Source organism: Streptomyces sp. NPDC054834 (assembly GCF_053611185.1).
The window spans coordinates 35536-53974 of record NZ_JBSGZV010000035.1; the positions used below are offsets into that span (position 1 = coordinate 35536).

Below are 18439 nucleotides of genomic sequence, written 5' to 3' on the forward strand. Positions count from 1 at the left end.
TCTGAAGACCAACGCCGCGAAGCCCTCGGCGCCTGGAACATCCATGCCCGGCGAGTACGCGCAGGTGTAATCAACGTCCTGGCCTCATACAACTAGTCCTGTGTCTCCGCTTCGTGCTCCTCCTCGGCGAGCAGGCCCCCCGGACGGCGGCCCGGCGGCTGCTGCGGCTCCGGGCGCACGGGCGCGGGGGGCATCGGCCGGTCCACCGGTGCGTCGGTGGTCACGGTCAACGGTTCCCCGTGATGCACCACGACCAGCGGTTCGCCTTCCACCAGCTGGTAACGGGCATGGGACGGGCCGATGTCCACCTTCAGCCTGCGTCCGCGTACCAGCACCGTGAACGCCACCCTGGACAGCGCTTCCGGCAAGCGCGGTGCGAACGCCAGCAGGTCAGGCATTCCGTCCTCGCCGATGTACCGGCGCATGCCGCCGAAACCCGCCACCAGGGCGATCCACGTCCCGGCGAGGGAGGCGATGTGCAGCCCGTCGCGGGTGTTGTGCTCCAGATCGTCCAGGTCCATCAGCGCGGCCTCGCCGAGGTAGGCGTAAGCCAGCCGGAGGTGCCCGGTCTCGGCGGCGAGCACCGCCTGGCAGCAGGCCGACAGGGATGAGTCGCGGACGGTGAGCGCGTCGTAGTAGGCGAAATTGCGCGCCTTCTGCTCGTCGGAGAAGAGGTGCGGGCACTCCATCATCGCCAGCACCAGATCGGCCTGCTTCACCACTTGCTTGCGATACAGGTCGAAGTAGGGGTAGTGCAGTAGCAGCGGGTAGTTCTCCGGTGGGGTCGCTTCGAAGTCCCAGCGCTGGAAACTCGTGAAACCGGCTGACTGTTCGTGCACACCGAGAGACTCGTTGTACGGCACCGCCATGCGAGCCGCGGCGTCCCGCCACACGGCGGTCTCCTCGTCGTCGACACCGAGTTCTGCGGCCCGTTCCGGATGACGCGCCGCCGCCTCCGCAGCGGCCAGCAGGTTCTGGCCGGCCATCAGGTTGGTGTACAGGTTGTCGCGGGCGATGGCGCTGTACTCGTCGGGTCCGGTGACCCCGTCGATGTGGAAGACGCCTTCCCCGTCGTGGTGTCCGAGGGAGCGCCACAGCCGCGCGGTGTCGACGAGGAGGTCGAGCCCCTCACGGCGCTCGAAGTCCTTGTCGTCCGTCGCCATGACGTACCGGACGGCGGCCATGGCGATGTCGGCGTTGATGTGGAAGGCGGCAGTGCCGGCCGGCCAGTAGGCGGAACTCTCGGCACCTTCGATCGTCCGCCAGGGGAACGCCGCTCCCGACAGACCCAGCTGGCCCGCGCGTTCCCGGGCCGCCGGCAGCATCCGGTGCCGCCACCTCAGTACCGACGCGACGGCCTCCGGCGCGGTGAACGTCAGGACCGGAAGCACGTAGGACTCGGTGTCCCAGAAGGAGTGGCCGTCGTACCCGGTTCCGGTCAGGCCTTTCGCGGGAATGGCCCGGTTCTCACCGCGGGCCGCCGCCTGGAGCACATGGAAGAGAGCGAACCGCACCGCCTGCTGGATCTGCGCGTCGCCCTCGACCACGACGTCCGCGCCGGCCCAGAAGCGGTCCAAGTACGCCCGTTGCGCGGCGAGCAGCCCGTCCCAGCCCGTGCTGACCGCGGCCGCCACCGCTCCGTCCACCTGGTCATGCACGGCCGGGAGCGAACGCTGCCCCGACCAGCCGTAGGCCACGAACTTGGCCAGCCGCAGCGGCTGCCCGGGCACCAGATCTGCGGTCACCATCAGACGGCTGACATCGGGCTCGCTCTGTGCCGTCCAGCGAGTGCTCTCCGGCCCCTCGATGAGATGATCGGCCGCTGCTGCCACCCGCAGGGCGCTGCGGGAGGTGCAATGCACGAGCCGCAGGCGGGTGTCCTGCGCGAAGTACTCCTCGGCCCTCAAAGGGGACTCGATCGCCGCAGCCACGCGGGGGTCGTCCTGGAGGCGGGGCAGTTGTTCGTTGGCGACCAGCTCGGACTGCACGGCCACCGTGGTCGGTCCGTCGATCGGCTCGACCTCGTACACAACCGCGGCCACCGCGCGTTGAGTGAAGGACACCAGCCGCTGTGAGGTGATCCGGACCGTGCGGCCGCCGGGCGAGGTCCAGCGCGCCGTGCGGCTGAGCACACCGGACTGGAAGTCCAGAACCCGCTCGTGCGCCCGCAGCTGACCGTAACGCAGATCGCACGGGTGGTCGTCGACCAGCAACCGGATGATCTTTCCGTCGGTGACGTTGATCATCGTCTGGCCGGACTCGGGATATCCGTAGCCCGCTTCCGCATAGGGCAGCGGATGCCGCTCGTAGACGCCGTTGAGGTAGGCGCCGGGCAGCCCGTGGGGCTCTCCCTCGTCGAGATTGCCGCGCCACCCGATGTGCCCGTTGGACAGGGCGAACACCGATTCGCTCTGGGCGAGCACGTCCAGGTTCAGCTCGGTCTCGCGCAGGCACCACGGCTCGACCGTGAAGCTGGGATGGGTGATCACCGCGGCTCCAGGAGTTCGGCCAGGTCACGGACCACGATGTCCGCCCCGTGCGCCCGCAGCTGATCCGCCTGGCCCACCCTGTCGACGCCCACGACCGCGCCGAACCGTCCCGCTCGCCCGGCCTCGACGCCGGCCAGGGCGTCTTCGAACACCGCGGCCTCATCCGGATCCGCTCCGAGCCGCCGGGCCGCCTCCAGGAAGGTGTCCGGGGCGGGCTTGCCTCGCAGACCGCGCTCGTGCGCCACCACTCCGTCGATCCGTTCCTCGAGCAGGTCCTCGATACCGGCCGCTGCCAGGACGTCCCGGCAGTTCGCGCTGGACGACACCACCGCGCGGCGCAGGCCCGCCTCCCGCGCCGCGTGAACGAAGCGGACCGAGCCCTCGTACGGTTCCACCCCGTCCTCGCGGATCCGCCGCAGCACCAGGTCGTTCTTGCGGTTGCCCAGTCCGCTCACCGTCTCCGCCTCCGGCGGGTCGTCCGGCGTTCCCTCGGGCAGGTGCACACCACGTGCGGCAAGGAACGTGCGCACGCCGTCCTCACGGGGCCGCCCGTCCACATACTCGTCGTAGTCCTCCACCGCGCCGAAGGGTACGAACTCGCTCCCCTCACGTGTCGCGCGCTCGCGGAGATAGCCGTCGAACATCTCCTTCCAGGCGGCCGCGTGCACCTCCGCAGTCTGGGTGAGGACGCCGTCGAGGTCGAACAGGCAGGCACGGATACGCGTAGGAAGCCCCAGCATGTCACCAAGGCTAGGAGCGCCCGCGGCCGCTGGCGTCAAACCACCATCCGGCACGCCGGAAGGCACCCGCACGGTCGACGGCCGAGCGGCAGGGCTGTTGACCGTGGTGCCATGAGCGCGGTGAGCTCGCGCAGCTCTCGCCCCGAGGCAGATGCCGTCCGCTCTGTCGGCGCCCACGCACGCGGGCCTTCGTCCCGCACCTGCCGGCCGGCGCCGCCCTGGGGCTGCGAAGGGGCCTCTGGGTCACCCTCGTGAGGTTACTTGGAGCAGTGGGTCGGGCGGTCAGGTAAGGCTCCACTACTGGCTGGTCGCGCCGCTGCCGGTCTCCTGGTCCACCGCCGCGTTCTGGCTGGTCGATCCGCCCGCGACGCCGGTGTCCAGGTCGCTGCCGACACCGGCAAGCAGGTACGTACTGCCAGTGTGGCTGCCGACCAGATCGAGGAACCACTGCTGGTTGGTGCCTCCGTTGCATGTCCACTGCTGCCAGTTGCACGCCCGTGGCGGTCGACTGGCTCGGCACGTCCAGGCACAAGCCGCTCTTCACACCCACTGGATGATCTTCGCGCCGTTCGACGTCGAGTCGCTCGCCACGTCCATGAGCTGGGAGCTGTTGCCGGGTCAGGGTGTGGACCCCTGCGGAGGGCAGCCCGCTGCCCGCGGACCAGGCGCCCGCGCCGGGATCCAGGGACCAGGTCGGGGCTGATGCGCACCCGCCGCCTGGCACGCGACTACGAGCGGCGCACCACCAGCGCCGAGGCGATGGTCACTGTTAGCGCATCCAGCCCGCTGAGGTCTACTCGGTGGGCCGGAGGGCTGACAGGTGTGATGTGCGAGTGCGGGCGCGGTGGGCATCGGTCCACCAGGCGTTGAGGCGGTGGGGTTCATCGCGGTGGCGGTGAGTTCGAGAATCAGACCGCTCTCGTCACCGGCAGCACGTCCGGCATGGGTCGCGAGACGGCTCTCCTCCTGGCCCAGGACGGCGCGTCCGTCATCGTCTCCGGCCACAATGCCGCCAAGGGCGCGGAGACCGTCGCGGCCATCGAGGCCGCCGGCGGCAAGGCCAGGTTCATCGCTGGGAGCTCAGGCGCCGGAGGGGTAGCGGCTGATCGCGGAGGTGAAACTGGCGGCCGTCAGCGCCGGGCGGGCTTTTGCCCTGGCTCCGCCGGACTGGTTGCAGCCCATTCCCGAGGGCGTGGCATGGCGGCCGCTGGTCGGGCACCCTCTCATTCGCCGGACGTGGGCGGTGTGGTCGGCGGATTCGCGGCGGCAGGATCTGGGGCGCCTGATCGCCGCGTTCGAGCGGCCCTTCATCGACTGATCCCTGCGGCCAGGCGGCCGGGCGATGCGTTTTGAGGTCACACGGCGGTGCGCCCGCCGTCGACGGGCAGGACCGCGCCCTGCACAAAGCTGCTTGCCTCATCGTCGGCGAGGTACACGATCGCCGCCGCGATCTCCGCTGCGGACGCCGGCCGTCCGGCGGGCGCCTGAGCGGCCAGACTCTGCAAGTCCTCCTCGGCCCCGGCGGTGGTCTCGGTCCGCGTGGGACCGACCTGTACGGCGTTGACCCGCACTCCCTGCGGGCCGTACTCCGCCGCCCATGCCTTCGTCAGGAGGTTCACAGCGGCCTTGCTCGACCCGTAGAGTGCCATGCCCGAGAACCCGAGCGCGGCCGCGATGGTGCTCACGTTGACGATCGATCCGCCGCCCCGTTCGGCCATGGCCGGGGCGAGTTCGGCCACCAGGTAGAACGGTGCCTTGACGTTGAGCGCGTACACCGCGTCGAAGAGGCTTTCGTCCGTGTCCTTCGTCGGCCCGAAGGGGTAGACGCCCGCGTTGTTGACCAGGATGTCGACGCGGCCGCCGCCCAGCCCCAGGGCGTCGTGCGCAAGCCGTCGCACCGCCTGGGCGTCGCGCAGATCGGCGCTCACGAAGTCCGCCTTCCCGCCGCGCTCCCGGATCGCGCCTACGACGCTCTCGCCGCGGGCCGGGTCACGCCCGGCCACCAGCACGTGCGCGCCGCGCCCGGCCAGCGCCTGCGCCGCGGCAGCGCCGATGCCGCTGGTTGCCCCGGTCACGAGCACGGCCTTCCCCTCCAGGGATGCAGACGTCATGGCGGATTCCTTCCGTGGATGTCGAGATATGTGATGGGCGTACGGGCCAGGGCCATGGCCGCTGCGTCGGGGGCCACGCCCCATCCCGGGAAAGCGCCGCCCGCTCAGAAAGGGGCAGGTACGGCCGCCGCACATCCACAGCATCACCGGCAACGGGGCCCCGCAACCGCTCCGGGGCAGCGCGCCAGTCGGGAACGCCGGAGCTGTGTGGCTGGGCCAGCCGACCGGCCGGCACGTCGGCGAGGTAGCGGGCCTCACCGGGTGATCCGGGCGGGTTGTTCCCACGGAACAGCTCGGTTTCGGTCGGCCCGGGAGCAACCGAATTGACGGTGATCCCCTCGGCGGCGAACTCGCCCGCCCAGGCACGCGTGCAGAAGTCCAGCGCGGCCTTGGCGGCGCCGTACGAGGTGCGCTCGGGCAGGCCGACGGTGACCAGGCTGGTGACGTTGATGGCGGCCCCAGTGCTGGTCTGAGATGCGGCACCCAGGTGGTGCGGCAGAATGGACAGCAGAGTCTTCGTGCAGGCAAGAGGTGTGTGCCAGGGAGTCGGCCGGCGATCGCTCAGGACTCCGACGGCCTGTGCCTGGAGTGTCGTGCGGTGAAATATGGGCTGATTCACAGGCCGCACCAGTGCGTCGATGAGCCCGCGCCGTGTCGATGCCGGCATCTCCGTAGAAACGGCCGCCGTAGAGCGTGTGCCGCGACCAGTGAGGTGGTCTCGACGGCGATCACTTGCGGGTTCCGTCGGTCACGAGGGCGGCGCGGGCGGTGTCGCCGCTCCTGACGAGGCTGCGCGGCCGACCGAGGCAAGCATGCTGAAGGGTGGCTGTGCCATGAACCTCGCGTCGAACCTCGTACGAAGCGCCGGTACCTATCCGGACCACGCCGCGCTGCGCGTGGGGACTGACATCCTCTCGTATCGCGCGCTTGACCAGGTCAGCGCCCGCATGGCGGGATTGCTCCGTGACCGCGGCGTGGAACCAGGTGACCAAGTCGGGATCATGCTGCCCAATAGTCCGGAATTCGCCATCGCCTACTTCGGCGTACTCCGGGTCGGCGGCATCGTCGTTCCGATGAACCCCCTGCTCAAGTCCCGGGAGGTCGCCTATTACCTCGGCGACTCAGGTGCCCGACTGCTGTTCGCCCGGCCCGCTTTTGCCGACGAGGTGCGGACCGGCGCACAGCAGGTCGAGGCCGATGCGGTAGTCGTCGATCCCGGCGGATTCGACGAGCTGCTCGCATGCGCCCCACTGGCCGAGGATGTGGTCGAGCGGCACGAGGACGACACCGCGGTGATCCTCTACACATCGGGGACGACCGGTCAGCCGAAGGGCGCCGAACTGACCCACGCCAACCTCACCCGCAACTGCGAAACCGTGGCGGCCGAGTTGCTTCATCTCACCTCGGAGGACGTGATCTTCGGTGGGCTCCCCCTGTTCCACGCGTTCGGGCAGAGCTGCACGCTCAATGCCGCCGTAGCCTGCGGTGCATGTCTGACGCTCCTGCCGCGCTTCGACGCCGAGCAGGCGCTACAGATGCTGGCCGAGCACGGGGTAACGGTCTTCGCCGGGGTACCGACGATCTTCAGCAGACTGCTACGGCCTCCGGACCGGGAGACCTACGATGTCTCCGCGCTCCGGCTGGCCGTCTCCGGTGGCGCGGCAATTCCGGTCCAGGTGCTGCGCGACTTCGAGGCCGCGTTCGGTTGTGTGGTGCTCGAAGGCTACGGGCTGTCGGAGACCTCACCGGTCGCCTCGTTCAGCCGCCTGGACGCCGCACGCAAGCCCGGCTCGATCGGCACTCCGATCGACGGCGTCCAGATGCGGGTCGTCGACGACAGCGGCAACGAGGTGTCGAAGGGCGAAACCGGCGAGATCGCGATCCGCGGACACAACGTGATGAAGGGGTACTGGCAGCGTCCCGAGGCCACAGCCGCCGCGATCCGCAACGGCTGGTTGCACACCGGCGACCTCGGCCGGGTCGACCAGGACGGATACTTCTGGATCGTCGGCCGGGAGAAGGACATGATCAATCGAGGCGGGTACAAGGTCTTCCCGCGCGAGGTCGAGGAGGTGCTGTACGAGCATCCGGCGGTGGCCGATGCCGCGGTCATCGGCCTGCCCAATCCTGATCTCGGCGAGGAGATCGGTGCCGCCGTCGTACTCAGGCCAGGCACCGCTACCACGGCCGAGGAACTGCGTGACTACGTCAAGGGCCAGGTCGCCGCGTACAAATATCCGCGGAAGGTATGGATTGTGGACGCGCTGCCGAAAGGGGCCACCGGCAAGATCCTCAAGCGGGAGATCGTTCCGCCGGCCGAAACGGGCAAGCGATGAGCTGACTCCGCCGGCAGAGGTCGTGAGCGCCTCGTCGGCAGGTTCACCGTGGCCGCGAGACCGGCGGATCGCCGACGGGTGCGCTCAGGAGGGGCTCGTTCGCAGGAATGATGAGCCGAGGTACTGAACGGCGAGCAGCGCCAACTCCAGGTCGCGACGCCGTTCCTGCAGTGGCCGCCCCAGGTTTTCCTCGGCTCTTCGGATGCGGTACTGCACGGTGTTCTTGTGCAGAATCTGCTGGCTGGCGGTGGCGGTATAGCTGCAACCGGTGGCGAGGAAGGTCTGCAAGGTCTCCCGGAGTCGGGCGCAGCGCTCGTCGTCGACGGCCAGGGCACCCAGCACGCTCCACACCCAGGCGCGGGTGTCCTCAATGTTCGTGCACATCAATGCGATCGGGGCGACCTGGGCGTAGAAGGTGACCCGGGCGCCCGGACCCGCGGCCATGGCCAGTTCCTGTGCGCGCACAGCCTGGCGATGAGTGCGGCGGAAACCTTCAACGCCGGGTTCCACGTCACCCACGGCCGCCCTCGCGGTGGGGTCACCGTCCTCGACCGCGTTCGCCAACACGTCCCAGGAAAGGTCGCGGGGCGAGCCGAAGGGCAGCCAGGCCCAGGCCGAAGTTTCTTCCCGGGCGGCGAACAGTGGCTTGGTAGAGCAGTTGAGTTTTTCGGCGATCCGGCTTGTCAGCCGGTCGAGCCGGGCGAGGCCTTCACCGCCAAGGGGCCGCTCGGGCAACCAGAGGAGCATCCCTACGTGATGGTTTTGACGTATGCGATAGCCAAGGGCTGATTCCGCCGAGTCGGCGTCCACATGCTTTTCAGCGAGGATTTCACGCACGCGTACGGCGCGCACGGCAGTCTGGCCCAGCAGCCAACGGTCCCGTTCGAGCTGATAGACATCGATCACTCGTTCGCTGACGCGGTCGATGTATCCGAAGCTCACCTCCAGCATGAGGCGCGCGGTAGCCGTGCAGACATCCTCATCGGGTCCTTGACGGCGCAACTCGTCCAGGCACCACTCCAAGAAACGGCAGTGACCGAGCCGGTAGGACCTGACGAGCGAGCTGATGGGAACATTACGCTGAGCGAGCCGTCGTGCATAATCCAATGCAGCCGCAGGTCCCTCAACATTGTCCAGCGGCATGCCGTTTTCGAAACCGTGCAGCAATGTGGCGATATTCTCCTCGACGCTCGCTTTAAGAGTGTTGAGAATTATCCCGTCGCCTCTCAGTTGCGGGATTTCGGCAATCACGAGATCCCACACGTCCTGGCTGATTTCCGGCATGTGCACAGCAACGTTCGACGCCACGACGGACAGGCACTTTGCTGCGTCGACGCTGCCCACAGCCATACCGTCACGCTATCGCGATGGTCCCGACCGTGCCATCCAGCGCACCCGGACAGATCTTGAACAGCCTGTTCTTCCGGCGGCCAGGTAAATATTATGCGCCAGGTGACTTGCCGACCTTTCGCGCTCACGCCTTTCTGTGCCGGAGCGATCACCCCGAGTGTATCGGGTCGCGGGTCCAAATTCCTTCGGAAGGTTCGTGCTCTGCGTCCGATGGTTTCCCTCCGGCCAGTCCCTAGCGTCGTGTTATAGGGACGAATCGAGCCCAGGTCGAGTAAAGGGAGCGTCGGACGGATGAACGCGAAAAGCCAGGACACGATGATGCCCGTCGACGTCACCACCGTCGGCCCGGGGAACGGGCATCCGGTCGTCCAGCCCCCCGTGCTGGGTGGCCCCGAGCATACGGACTACTACCTGCTGAACGACCTGCTCACGGATGATCAGCAGGCACTGCGGCAACGCGTGCGTGAGTTCATGGACCAGGAAGTCATCCCGGTCATCAACCCCTACTGGGAGCGCGCAGAGTTCCCGCACGAGTTGGTTCCCAAGCTGGCGCAGCTGGGCATCGCGGGTTTCCAGGTTCCCGGCTACGGCTCGCCCGGGATGAGCAACGTGACGGCCGGCGTGGTGATCATGGAGCTGGCCCGCGGTGATCTGAGCATGTCCACGTTCATGGGAGTGCACTCGGCGCTGTCCATGATGTCGATCGCGCTGCTGGGCTCGGAGGAGCAGAAGCAGCGCTTCCTGCCGCAGATGGCGCGTCTGGAGAAGATCGGCGCCTTCGGTCTGACCGAACCGGCCCACGGCACGGACGTGGTCAAGCTGGAGACGACCGCGCACAGGGACGGCGACTCGTACGTGCTCAACGGCCACAAGCGCTGGATCGGCAACGCGACCTTCGCCGACTACGTGATCATCTGGGCCCGCGGTGATGACGACGGCCACGTGGGCGGTTACGTCGTCGAGAAGGGCACCCCAGGGTTCGAGGCCGAGGCCATCACCGGCAAGACGGCGCTGCGCTGCGTGCAGAACGCGCAGATCTCCCTCACCGACGTCCGCGTACCCGCCGAGAACCGCCTGGCGAACGTCAACACCTTCCGTGACACCGAGAAGGTCCTGCTGGCCTCGCGTTTCTGCGTGGCCTGGGAATCGATCGGCGCCGCCATCGCCGGCTACGAGACCGCACTGGCCTACGCCATGCAGCGCAAGCAGTTCGGTGTACCGCTGGCGGCCTTCCAGCTCGTCCAGTACCGGCTGGCGCGGATGCTGGCGGACATCACCGACATGGTGTGCATGCAGTACCGGCTCAGCCAGCTCATGGACGAAGGCAAGTATTCGATGCCGCGGGTCGCGCTGGCCAAGATGCACTACACGGAACGCGCAAGTGCCATCCTCTCCGACGCCCGCGACATGCTCGGCGGCAACGGCATCCTGCTCGACTACCACGTGGCCCGGCATCTGTGCGATATCGAGGCCATCGACACCTACGAGGGCACCGACACGGTGCAGGCACTGATCGTCGGCCGCGACATCACCGGATACAACGCCTTCGTGCCCATGGCCCCCGACGGCCACCACTAGCACCGGTGCGCGTCTCAACCCGCACCCCCCAGCGCCGAGCCCTGCGACTGCGGGACCGGCCGCCTCACTACCCGCTTCGCCGCGGCGCCGCCCACCGTGCGCATCCCATGGCTGCCCCCGTGTAGGCAGCGCCGACGACGAGGACACCTACATGTCCGCCGGACACCCCGCGGAAAAGGACCCTGTCATGGAGAACACGCCCTTGCTGGAGGGACTGCACGTCGTCGATATCGCCAGCTTCATCGCCGGGCCGGCCGCGGCCACGGTGCTTGGCGACTTCGGGGCCGATGTCGTCAAGGTGGAACCACCGCACACCGGAGACAGCTACCGTGCCCTCAGCCGAGTTCCCCCCAACCCCCGCGTCGACGGGGTCAATTATCCCTGGCAACTGGACAACCGCAACAAGCGCAGCATCGAGCTCGACCTGAAATCGTCCGGCGCCCGGTCCGTACTCGAACGACTGGTGCGGTGGGCCGACGTCCTGGTCACCAACTTCCCGCCCCACACCCGAGACAAGCTCGGCCTGGACTACGACGATCTTGCCTCCCTCAACCCCCGGCTGGTCTACGCCGACGTCACCGGCTTCGGCGAGCAAGGCCCGGACGCGCACCTGCCCGGCTTCGACGTCACGGCGTTCTGGGCACGCAGCGGTCTGATGGACTTCACTCGCCAGCGCGACGCGGCCCCGGCCATCAACGCGTTCGGCTCCGGCGACCACCCCACCGCGATCACCCTGTTCGCCGGGATCATGACCGCCCTGTACCGGCGCGAGAGGACCGGTCAGGGCGCACGCGTCAGCGCGTCCCTGATCGCGGAAGGCGCCTGGGCTGCGGGGATGTGGCTCCAGGCTGCCCTGCTCGGCGGGAAACCCCCTCGCCCCGTCGACCGCTCCGACCCGCCCAACGCCCTGGCCAACGTGTACCGCACCGCGGACGACCGCTGGATCCTGCTGGCCTTTGCCAACGAGGACAAGCAAGTCCCCCTGTTCCTCAAGGCCATCGGCCACCCCGAGGCCGCCGAGGACCCCCGGTTCCACGACACCGCCAGCCGCCATGCCCACGCCGCCGACATCGTCACTCTGCTGGACAAGCGGTTCGCCACGCGTCCCCTGGCCGAATGGCGCGAGGTACTCGACGCCGCCGGCCTCACCTACGGGGTCGTCCAGACACTCGAGGAATTCGCCCACGACCCCCAACTCCCGGCCAACCAGATCGTGGTGCCGATCGACGACGGGAGCAGCGAGCCACACCTGACCCTCAACAGCCCCGTGCACCTGGACCAGGAACAGAAGGTCCCCGCACGCCCGGCTCCCGATCTGGGTGAGCACACCGAAGAGGTGCTCACAGAACTCGGGTTCAGTGCCGACGACATCGAGTCCCTGCGTAGCGGCGGAGCGATCCCGCGCTAGCAGGGGTCCGACTCCCACAGCACCCGGCCCAGGCGACGAGCACCCGGAGGAGCGCTCCACCGTCAGTGGTCGAGGACCCACACCGGCGGGAAAGACAAGGAATCCCCACCATGACCACCGAACCCGACACTGGCGCCCCCACCGTGCACACCGAAGAACACGACGGCGTCCTCGTGATCACCATTGACCGGCCGAAGGCACGCAACGCCGTCGACGGCGCCACCGCGCGGGCGCTGGCGGATGCCTTCGACCAACTCGACAGCCGCGACGACCTGATGGTCGGCGTCCTCACCGGTGCCGGCGGCACCTTCAGCGCGGGGATGGACCTCAAGGCGTTCGCGAAGGGAGACACCCCAGTCATCCCTGGGCGAGGCTTCGCGGGCCTCACCCGAACCCAGCTCCACACCCCGCTCATCGCTGCCGTCGAGGGCTGGGCGCTTGGTGGTGGCACCGAGATGGCACTTGCCTGCGATCTGATCGTGGCTGCCGAGGACGCCACCTTCGGCCTCACCGAGGTGACGTTCGGCCTGGTTCCCCCCGAAGGAGGAATCGTGCGGCTTCCCGAACGCATCCCCCGCAACATCGCCGTGGAAATCCTCCTCACCGGCGACCCCCTGCCCGCGGAACGGGCTCATCAGCTCGGCCTCGTCAATCACCTCACCCCACCCGGCGAGACGCTCACCAAGGCCGTGGAACTGGCCCACCGCATCGCGCGCAACGCCCCGCTCTCCATCGCGGCCGTCAAACGCGCGGTCAACGAGCGGACGGCGTACGGCGACCAGGACGCATTCCGCCAGCAGGACCAACTCGTCGCACCGGTCCTCGCGTCCCACGACGCGCAGGAAGGAGCCCACGCCTTCGCCGAAAAGCGCACACCCCACTGGGAGGGCCGCTGACCGCGGCCCCACGAGGCCCACACTGCGCGCCAGCCCAGCGCCCAACCGGCCGGGCGGCAGGTCACACGATCGCGCAGCCTCACCGCCTGTCGTCGTCGCTTGGGGCCGGTTTCGCGGGCGACGTCGCGGCCGTGGTGGCGTCGGCCGCGCTGTCGCCGGGGTCGGCGGCCGGGGCCGGGGCGTGCGGCTCCAGGCGTCGGCGAGGAAGTCACCCGGCGGCAGAAGTGGGCGCGGGGTCGGCGGCGGGCGTGACGGCCGGGCGCGTGGTGCTCCAGGCGTTGGTCAGGAAGTCGGCGGGCGCGGGCGGCTTGTGCGTCTGCACCGGGCCCCTGCCCTTACTCGCGGACTCCGGGCCCCCGAGGGCGCGGGCGGTGGCGGACTGAGCGACCAGGAGCACGTGCATGCGGACCTCGGGCAGCTCGGTCACGATCGGGGACAGCAGCAGGGCGGTCACCGAGGCGGACAGGCCGAACATCGGACCGATGGCGTCCAGCTGCTTCACGAACAGCTGTGAGGCGAAGAAGATCACCGCCAGGGTGACCAGAGTCTGGGCGACTACCGCCCAGGTGGCGGGTGAGGTGGCCTTCGGCTGGAACTTCAGCGGCTCCAGCTCCTCCTCCTGGCTCTCCTCTTCGTGGCTGTTGCGGATCTCCCGCCAGAAGTAGACCGCGTGGGCGGCAAAGAACAGCAGGCCCAGGACCGGCTCGAAGACGAAGGCGACCAGGCCGAGCGCCACGGCCAGTACCCCGCCTCGCAGGTACCGAAGGGGGTGGGCGCTTGGATCAGAGACTGAGCGTGATCGCCGCGCCTACGCCGCCCAGGCCCAGGGCGAAGGCAGCCTCCCGCCAGCCGCCGGTCCCCCAGCGGAAGAAGCGGTCGACAGCCAGCCTGCCCGGACCGATGGCAGCGACGGCCAGGGCGACGACAGCGATACAGACGCTGTACTCCACGCCGCCGTCCGTATCCCACAGGCCGTGGGCGCCCGTGACGGTGGCCATCGCGTTGATCATGACGCCGATCAGGGCGGCGGCCGCGAGTGGCGTCAGCAGGCCGAGGGCCAGGCCGAGGCCGCCGAACAACTCCGACAGTCCCCCGATCACTGCGAAGAGCTTTCCCGGGTGGTAGCCGAGGGTGGCGAACCCCTTGCCGGTCGCTGTCAGGCCGTGGCCCCCGAAGAGGCCGAAGACTTTCTGGGCACCGTGCGCGGCCATCAGCAGGCCGAAGGTCAAGCGTATGAGCAGCAGGCCGCAGTCGGCGGCGGTCGCCGTACGGGTGTTGCTGGGCTGTGCTACCGGTACCGTGGAACGGCCAGGACGGTTCAGGATGTACTTGGTCAACATGGCAATGCTCCGGTTGGAACGCCAGGACGGGCGTTTTCCCCAGCTCGAACGAATGCCGAGCAACCGGTGATGGGTGAACCCGCGCAGCGTCGCAGGGCGGCCCCTCCCACCCAATCCTTTCGCTGCGGGCGGGGTCGTGCATCTGGGCGGGGGCCGGTGGCCAGCGGGTGGAAGGGGCAGTTGCGGAGCCGGAGTCCGGGCGGGGGTTTCCCTGACAGGCTCGTAGCCGTACTGGTCCAGTAGATGCTCGCAGGCGCTCAGCCCGCTCGGGGCCCAAGCGGCCCGGACTGGTCTCATCCCGCGCGTCCTGGCCCATCTGCCGGCCTCGCTTCGCGGCTGTCCGCAGGGCTGCCTGCGCGGCGTTTTCGTCGGCACCCTCGGTCAGGACGGCATCCACGAGAAGGTCCGCCAGGGGTTCGTGGCGCCGGTCGGGATGCTCACGGTGATCTGGGCGTCGGTGGACTCGTAGACCTTCGGCCGCCTGCCGCCCTCACCACTTCCCTGGACGCAACCGGTGTGTCCGGGGCAGGTACGCGGGCGGTCGGTCACCAGACGGGGTTGTCCGGATAGATGGTGCGGTGACGCGTATATGCCTGTCAGGACGCAACCGAACTGCACGCCGCTCTCACCCGCCACGCCTACCGAGGCCTGGAGTGCTGACCGGAGCGTTGCGGCCTACAGCGGCCGGCGTCCGGCGAGACTTCCGCCGGGGTCGTCCGGCAGGGCTATACGGGCGGTGATGCGCTTGCCCACCGGCTCCCGCACCACCTCGAACCCCTGGGCCACGGCCATCACGATCTCCAGGCCGTGTTGCCCCACCCGGCCTGGATCGGCCGCCCGGGCCACCGGCAGCGTCGGATCGCCGTCCCACACGGTCACCTCGACCATGTCGCCGACGATCCGCAGCTCCATCAGTACCGGGCCCGGCGCATACTTGCGGGCGTTGGTGACCAGCTCGCTCACCACCAGCTGCGTCAGATCCATCGCCCGAGTCGACACCGGCAGCCCGTACTCGCCCTGTACACGGGCCAGAAACCGGGCAGCCAGGGTGCGGGCTTCAGCGATACAGCCGCCGTCCCCCTCCAAAGCCACCGCGGTCTGGATCGGCTCAGCCTCTGGTGTGGTGCCGTCCTCACCCACAGGAACTGCTTCCATCAAGGCCCCCTCACCCTTCATCCCCGGCGCGTACCCTCCGGCTCAATCCCCACGCCCTGCCTGCCCTGCCCGGCCCCACCCCCAGAAGTACTCCCGTATTATTCAGACAGCCTGCCGGGAGAACCGGTCCGTAAGTATCTCCAACAGCGTCAAGGAAAAGCGTGGCGGACTCCGACAAAGCGCAGCCCGGCCGTCTGTCGGTCGTGTCCACCGCCACCGACGGCATCCACGTGCTGACCGTGGCCGGCGAAATCGACCACCACACCGCCCAGCCCCTCCAGCACGCCCTGGACCTCTCCCGCTTGGGCTCCCCGCCGCGTGTTGTGGTCGACATGCGGCAGGTGACCTTCATGGACTCTGCCGGCATCAACCTGCTCATCACCGCCCGCCGGGCCACCATGCAACAGCACGGCTGGCTGCGTCTGGCAGGCGTCCCCGACTCCGTCATGCGCACCCTGCGGATCGTCGAACTCGACACGATCATCGACTGCCACCCCACCCTCCGCGACGCCCTCCAGCCCTGATCACCCCGGCCGGACCGGCGCAGGGACCGAGCAGCGCGCCGAGAAGGCCTCAGCCCTGTCCGAGGCTGGGCTGGGCTGGGCTGGATGAAGCTTGCGGGACACAACGCGGTGAAGACCGCCGCGCGTGCGGCGGTCTTCACATGAGCTGGGTGGGGTAGCCGTCAGCGGGTGGTGAGCATGCCTTCGCGCAGGCGGGCGAGCGTGCGGGACAGGAGCCGGGAGACGTGCATCTGGGAGACGCCCAGGCGTTCGCCGATCTGGGCCTGGGTGAGTTCCTCCACGAACCGCATGTGAATGATCTGCCGGTCCCGCTCGCCGAGTTCGGCGATCATCGGGGCCAGAGCGTGGAAGTCCTCCACCAGTTCCAGTGCCGTGTCTTGGGTGCCGATGAAGTCCTGCAGGGCGCTTTCGCCGTCCTCGCTGGTGCTGATCGCGGCGTCCAGCGAGGTCGAGTTGTAGCCGTTGGCGGCCAGGCGGGCCTCCATCACTTCTTCCTCGGGCAGGCTCATCAGCTCCGACAGTTCCGCGACCGTCGGCGTGCGGCCCAGGCGGCTGCGGAGTTCCTCCGTGGCGCGCGCCAACTGGACCCGGGCTTCCTGGAGCCGTCGGGGCACGTGCACGGCCCAGGTGGTGTCGCGGAAGAACCGCTTGATCTCGCCGACGATGTAGGGGATGGCGAAGGAGGTGAACTCCGCCTCACGGGAGAGGTCGAACCGGTCGATCGCCTTGATCAGACCGATCATGCCGACCTGGACGATGTCCTCCATCTCCTCCGGCCCCCGGCTGCGGAACCGGCCGGCCGCGAAGCGGACCAGGGACATGTTCATCTCGATCAGCGTGCTGCAGGCGTAGCTGTACTCGGGCGTGCCCTCCTCCAGCACCGCCAACTGATCGAAGAACACCTTCGACAGCTCACGGGCATCCTTCGGTGCCACCTGGCAGGGATCGGCGATCTCCGGCAGCTCGGCGGTCCGTGTGCCCGTCGCTGTCGCGCTCATGAGCGTCATGCCGTTTCCCCTCCCAAAGGTCGAACCCACCGCTGCTGTCGGCCCCCAACGGCCGACGACGCAACGCCTACCCCCTCATCCTGCACCCACGCATGCCATCTGCACGAATGAGCCGATGCCAGCTTGCAGTGGGTGCTCATCCAGCGCACTGTCCGCGGACACCTTACGACCGCCACACCCACCCTGCCTCACAGCGTCGACGTCGCCCGCGGATCCGCCAGCCGGTGGCGTCGCTCCGCGCGCCTGCCCCTCTCCCATCGACGTCAGGCGCAGACGGTCTTCGACGCCCTCGCCCGCGCCCTCTACAGCGTGATCTTCACCGATCCCCGCGAAGCGCCGAACCTTGCCCGGTTCACGACTGGGACCAGGTCGCCGACGACCTCACCGCCACTTGCGCGCCGCCGCCGGTGCCACACCCTACGACCGCACCCTCACCGACCTCGTCGGCGAACTGTCCACCCACAGCGACACCTTCCGCCGACTGTGGGCCCGCCACGACATGCGCGCCTGGGGCCGCGGCGTCAAACAGTTCCAGCACCCTGTCGTGGGCCCGCTCGATCTGCGCTACGACCTCATCGAACTGGCCGCCGAACCCGGCCTGACCATGATCACCTACGCCGCCGAGCCGGAACGGCCTCGCACGACAACCTGACCCTGCAAGCCTCCTGGGCGGCCAGCCGGGACAGCGACACCGACCAGAGCCAGGCCGATTCGACGAGCCGGCCCAGTCGGCCGCCCTCCCGCCACGCGCCCGACCATCTCATAACCGATAACCGGTTCTTCCGGAGTACGAGCACTCGGAGATCGCCATCGCCGCATAGACCCAGCCGAGAAATCAGTCGTACTGGCACTTCCAGTTCCCGCCCGGCCACCTTCCGGATCAGCCGGTTGCCGTCAAGGCTGCGCGTGCGGTGGTGAGGATCTCCGCTGAGAGGGGGGAGTCCTTGGTGGCGCGAGCCAGGACGAGGGCTCCGAGCATGGTGCACAGCCGGGTGATGCCGTCCTGGTCCTCGGTGGCGAGCGCGTCGGCGAAGGTGCGCACCCCCTCCGCGTAGACGCGGTGGGCCTCGTGATTGCCGCTTGTCCGCGCCATGTCAGCGGCGAACCCGGCGACGGGACAGCCGTCCGCCGCGTTGTCGCGGTGCTCGACGGAGAGGTAGGTGTCGATCAACTCCCGCTGGGCGGCCTCACGTCGCCCGGCATGCCGCTCAGCCCCGGCCGCGTGAAGCTGGGCCAGTTCGTTGAAGGCGTGTGCGGTCGCCTCGTCGACGAGCGCCTCCTTCGAGGTGAACTGCTTGTAGAAGCCGCCATGGGTCAGCCCTGCGGTCTTCATGAGGTCGGCGACGCTCACTTGGGTGCCCTGCTCGCGGAACAGCCGGGACGCTGTCTCCACGACCCGTTCGCGGTTCTTCTGCGCCTGCGTCTGTGATGCGCGACCCATCGGTCACCTCCTGTTGGATGTCGGTCGTCATCTACTCTAGACTCACGTTAGATTTCATTCATAA

Annotated in this window: 18 protein-coding genes and 1 pseudogene; 8 read left to right on the top strand and 11 right to left on the bottom strand. The window is 68.6% G+C overall.

Annotation, left to right across the window (positions count from 1 at the left end; translation table 11 throughout):
* Positions 1–92 precede the first annotated feature (92 nt).
* Positions 93–2489, bottom strand: a complete 2397-nt coding sequence (locus tag ACWGJM_RS34535; protein ID WP_453415704.1) for a glycoside hydrolase family 65 protein — start codon at positions 2487–2489, stop codon at positions 93–95.
* Complete coding sequence (locus tag ACWGJM_RS34540; protein ID WP_453415705.1) at positions 2486–3229, bottom strand: HAD family hydrolase; 744 nt, start codon at positions 3227–3229, stop codon at positions 2486–2488. The genes ACWGJM_RS34535 and ACWGJM_RS34540 overlap by 4 nt, the downstream gene beginning before the upstream one ends.
* Positions 3230–4171: 942 nt before the next feature.
* On the opposite strand from ACWGJM_RS34540, the pseudogene ACWGJM_RS34545 reads away from it, so the two are divergent.
* Positions 4172–4243 (top strand): annotated as a pseudogene (locus ACWGJM_RS34545) (hypothetical protein); the annotation flags it as partial.
* Positions 4244–4343: 100 nt separating this feature from the next.
* The gene (locus ACWGJM_RS34550; RefSeq protein ID WP_453415758.1) at positions 4344–4547 is read left to right on the top strand and encodes a hypothetical protein; all 204 of its coding nucleotides are present in this window, start codon (positions 4344–4346) and stop codon (positions 4545–4547) included.
* Between the two features lie 37 nt (positions 4548–4584).
* Here the strand turns inward: ACWGJM_RS34550 and ACWGJM_RS34555 are convergent, their stop codons facing one another.
* Both ACWGJM_RS34555 and ACWGJM_RS34560 read right to left on the bottom strand, forming a co-directional pair.
* A complete protein-coding gene (locus tag ACWGJM_RS34555; protein WP_453415754.1) occupies positions 4585–5325 on the bottom strand; it encodes an SDR family NAD(P)-dependent oxidoreductase in 741 nt (246 codons plus the stop codon).
* On the bottom strand, positions 5219–6007 hold the full coding sequence (locus ACWGJM_RS34560; protein WP_453415706.1) for an SDR family oxidoreductase: 789 nt from the start codon (positions 6005–6007) through the stop codon (positions 5219–5221). The genes ACWGJM_RS34555 and ACWGJM_RS34560 overlap by 107 nt, the downstream gene beginning before the upstream one ends.
* A gap of 166 nt (positions 6008–6173) precedes the next feature.
* Here ACWGJM_RS34560 and ACWGJM_RS34565 point away from each other — a divergent pair, with 166 nt between their 5' ends.
* A complete protein-coding gene (locus ACWGJM_RS34565) occupies positions 6174–7676 on the top strand; it encodes a long-chain-fatty-acid--CoA ligase (protein WP_453415755.1) in 1503 nt (500 codons plus the stop codon).
* An 84-nt stretch (positions 7677–7760) separates the two neighbouring features.
* On the opposite strand, the gene ACWGJM_RS34570 is transcribed toward ACWGJM_RS34565, so the two are convergent.
* A complete protein-coding gene (locus tag ACWGJM_RS34570) occupies positions 7761–9026 on the bottom strand; it encodes a PucR family transcriptional regulator (RefSeq protein WP_453415707.1) in 1266 nt (421 codons plus the stop codon).
* A 291-nt stretch (positions 9027–9317) separates the two neighbouring features.
* On the opposite strand from ACWGJM_RS34570, the gene ACWGJM_RS34575 reads away from it, so the two are divergent.
* From ACWGJM_RS34575 to ACWGJM_RS34585, 3 genes are all read left to right on the top strand, one after another.
* Positions 9318–10604: an acyl-CoA dehydrogenase family protein gene (locus ACWGJM_RS34575; RefSeq protein WP_453415708.1), complete on the top strand. Its 1287-nt coding sequence runs from the start codon at positions 9318–9320 to the stop codon at positions 10602–10604.
* Positions 10605–10791: 187 nt separating this feature from the next.
* Positions 10792–12012, top strand: coding sequence for a CaiB/BaiF CoA transferase family protein (locus tag ACWGJM_RS34580; RefSeq protein WP_453415709.1), 1221 nt, complete (start codon positions 10792–10794; stop codon positions 12010–12012).
* A 110-nt stretch (positions 12013–12122) separates the two neighbouring features.
* Positions 12123–12908, top strand: a complete 786-nt coding sequence (locus ACWGJM_RS34585) for a crotonase/enoyl-CoA hydratase family protein (RefSeq protein ID WP_453415710.1) — start codon at positions 12123–12125, stop codon at positions 12906–12908.
* Between the two features lie 208 nt (positions 12909–13116).
* Here the strand turns inward: ACWGJM_RS34585 and ACWGJM_RS34590 are convergent, their stop codons facing one another.
* From ACWGJM_RS34590 to ACWGJM_RS34605, 4 genes are all read right to left on the bottom strand, one after another.
* Positions 13117–13644 carry a hypothetical protein gene (locus ACWGJM_RS34590; RefSeq protein ID WP_453415711.1) on the bottom strand — a complete coding sequence of 176 codons (528 nt, stop codon included), beginning with the start codon at positions 13642–13644 and terminating at the stop codon, positions 13117–13119.
* 46 nt (positions 13645–13690) lie between these two features.
* Positions 13691–14248, bottom strand: a complete 558-nt coding sequence (locus ACWGJM_RS34595) for a DoxX family protein (RefSeq protein WP_453415712.1) — start codon at positions 14246–14248, stop codon at positions 13691–13693.
* Positions 14249–14629: 381 nt separating this feature from the next.
* Complete coding sequence (locus ACWGJM_RS34600) at positions 14630–14797, bottom strand: hypothetical protein (RefSeq protein WP_453415713.1); 168 nt, start codon at positions 14795–14797, stop codon at positions 14630–14632.
* Positions 14798–14923: 126 nt separating this feature from the next.
* Complete coding sequence (locus tag ACWGJM_RS34605; RefSeq protein ID WP_453415714.1) at positions 14924–15403, bottom strand: ATP-binding protein; 480 nt, start codon at positions 15401–15403, stop codon at positions 14924–14926.
* Between the two features lie 161 nt (positions 15404–15564).
* On the opposite strand from ACWGJM_RS34605, the gene ACWGJM_RS34610 reads away from it, so the two are divergent.
* Positions 15565–15927 carry an STAS domain-containing protein gene (locus tag ACWGJM_RS34610; protein WP_453415715.1) on the top strand — a complete coding sequence of 121 codons (363 nt, stop codon included), beginning with the start codon at positions 15565–15567 and terminating at the stop codon, positions 15925–15927.
* A 161-nt stretch (positions 15928–16088) separates the two neighbouring features.
* Here the strand turns inward: ACWGJM_RS34610 and ACWGJM_RS34615 are convergent, their stop codons facing one another.
* Positions 16089–16934 (bottom strand): RNA polymerase sigma factor SigF, encoded by an 846-nt coding sequence (locus tag ACWGJM_RS34615; RefSeq protein ID WP_453415716.1) that lies wholly within the window; start codon positions 16932–16934, stop codon positions 16089–16091.
* A 391-nt stretch (positions 16935–17325) separates the two neighbouring features.
* On the opposite strand from ACWGJM_RS34615, the gene ACWGJM_RS34620 reads away from it, so the two are divergent.
* Entirely contained in the window at positions 17326–17586 is a 261-nt protein-coding gene (locus tag ACWGJM_RS34620; RefSeq protein WP_453415717.1) for an MmyB family transcriptional regulator, read from the top strand.
* A 228-nt stretch (positions 17587–17814) separates the two neighbouring features.
* Here the strand turns inward: ACWGJM_RS34620 and ACWGJM_RS34625 are convergent, their stop codons facing one another.
* On the bottom strand, positions 17815–18375 hold the full coding sequence (locus tag ACWGJM_RS34625) for a TetR/AcrR family transcriptional regulator (RefSeq protein WP_453415718.1): 561 nt from the start codon (positions 18373–18375) through the stop codon (positions 17815–17817).
* Positions 18376–18439 lie beyond the last annotated feature (64 nt).

Excerpts from the sequence above, each read along its gene's own strand:
- ACWGJM_RS34540 (WP_453415705.1), bottom strand. The coding sequence starts at position 3,229 with ATGCTGGGGCTTCCTACGCGTATCCGTGCCTGCCTGTTCGACCTCGAC.
- ACWGJM_RS34560 (WP_453415706.1), bottom strand. The coding sequence starts at position 6,007 with ATGCCGGCATCGACACGGCGCGGGCTCATCGACGCACTGGTGCGGCCT.
- ACWGJM_RS34565 (WP_453415755.1), top strand. The coding sequence starts at position 6,174 with ATGAACCTCGCGTCGAACCTCGTACGAAGCGCCGGTACCTATCCGGAC.
- ACWGJM_RS34570 (WP_453415707.1), bottom strand. The coding sequence starts at position 9,026 with ATGGCTGTGGGCAGCGTCGACGCAGCAAAGTGCCTGTCCGTCGTGGCG.
- ACWGJM_RS34575 (WP_453415708.1), top strand. The coding sequence starts at position 9,318 with ATGAACGCGAAAAGCCAGGACACGATGATGCCCGTCGACGTCACCACC.
- ACWGJM_RS34580 (WP_453415709.1), top strand. The coding sequence starts at position 10,792 with ATGGAGAACACGCCCTTGCTGGAGGGACTGCACGTCGTCGATATCGCC.
- ACWGJM_RS34585 (WP_453415710.1), top strand. The coding sequence starts at position 12,123 with ATGACCACCGAACCCGACACTGGCGCCCCCACCGTGCACACCGAAGAA.
- ACWGJM_RS34595 (WP_453415712.1), bottom strand. The coding sequence starts at position 14,248 with ATGTTGACCAAGTACATCCTGAACCGTCCTGGCCGTTCCACGGTACCG.
- ACWGJM_RS34605 (WP_453415714.1), bottom strand. The coding sequence starts at position 15,403 with ATGGAAGCAGTTCCTGTGGGTGAGGACGGCACCACACCAGAGGCTGAG.
- ACWGJM_RS34615 (WP_453415716.1), bottom strand. The coding sequence starts at position 16,934 with ATGACGCTCATGAGCGCGACAGCGACGGGCACACGGACCGCCGAGCTG.
- ACWGJM_RS34625 (WP_453415718.1), bottom strand. The coding sequence starts at position 18,375 with ATGGGTCGCGCATCACAGACGCAGGCGCAGAAGAACCGCGAACGGGTC.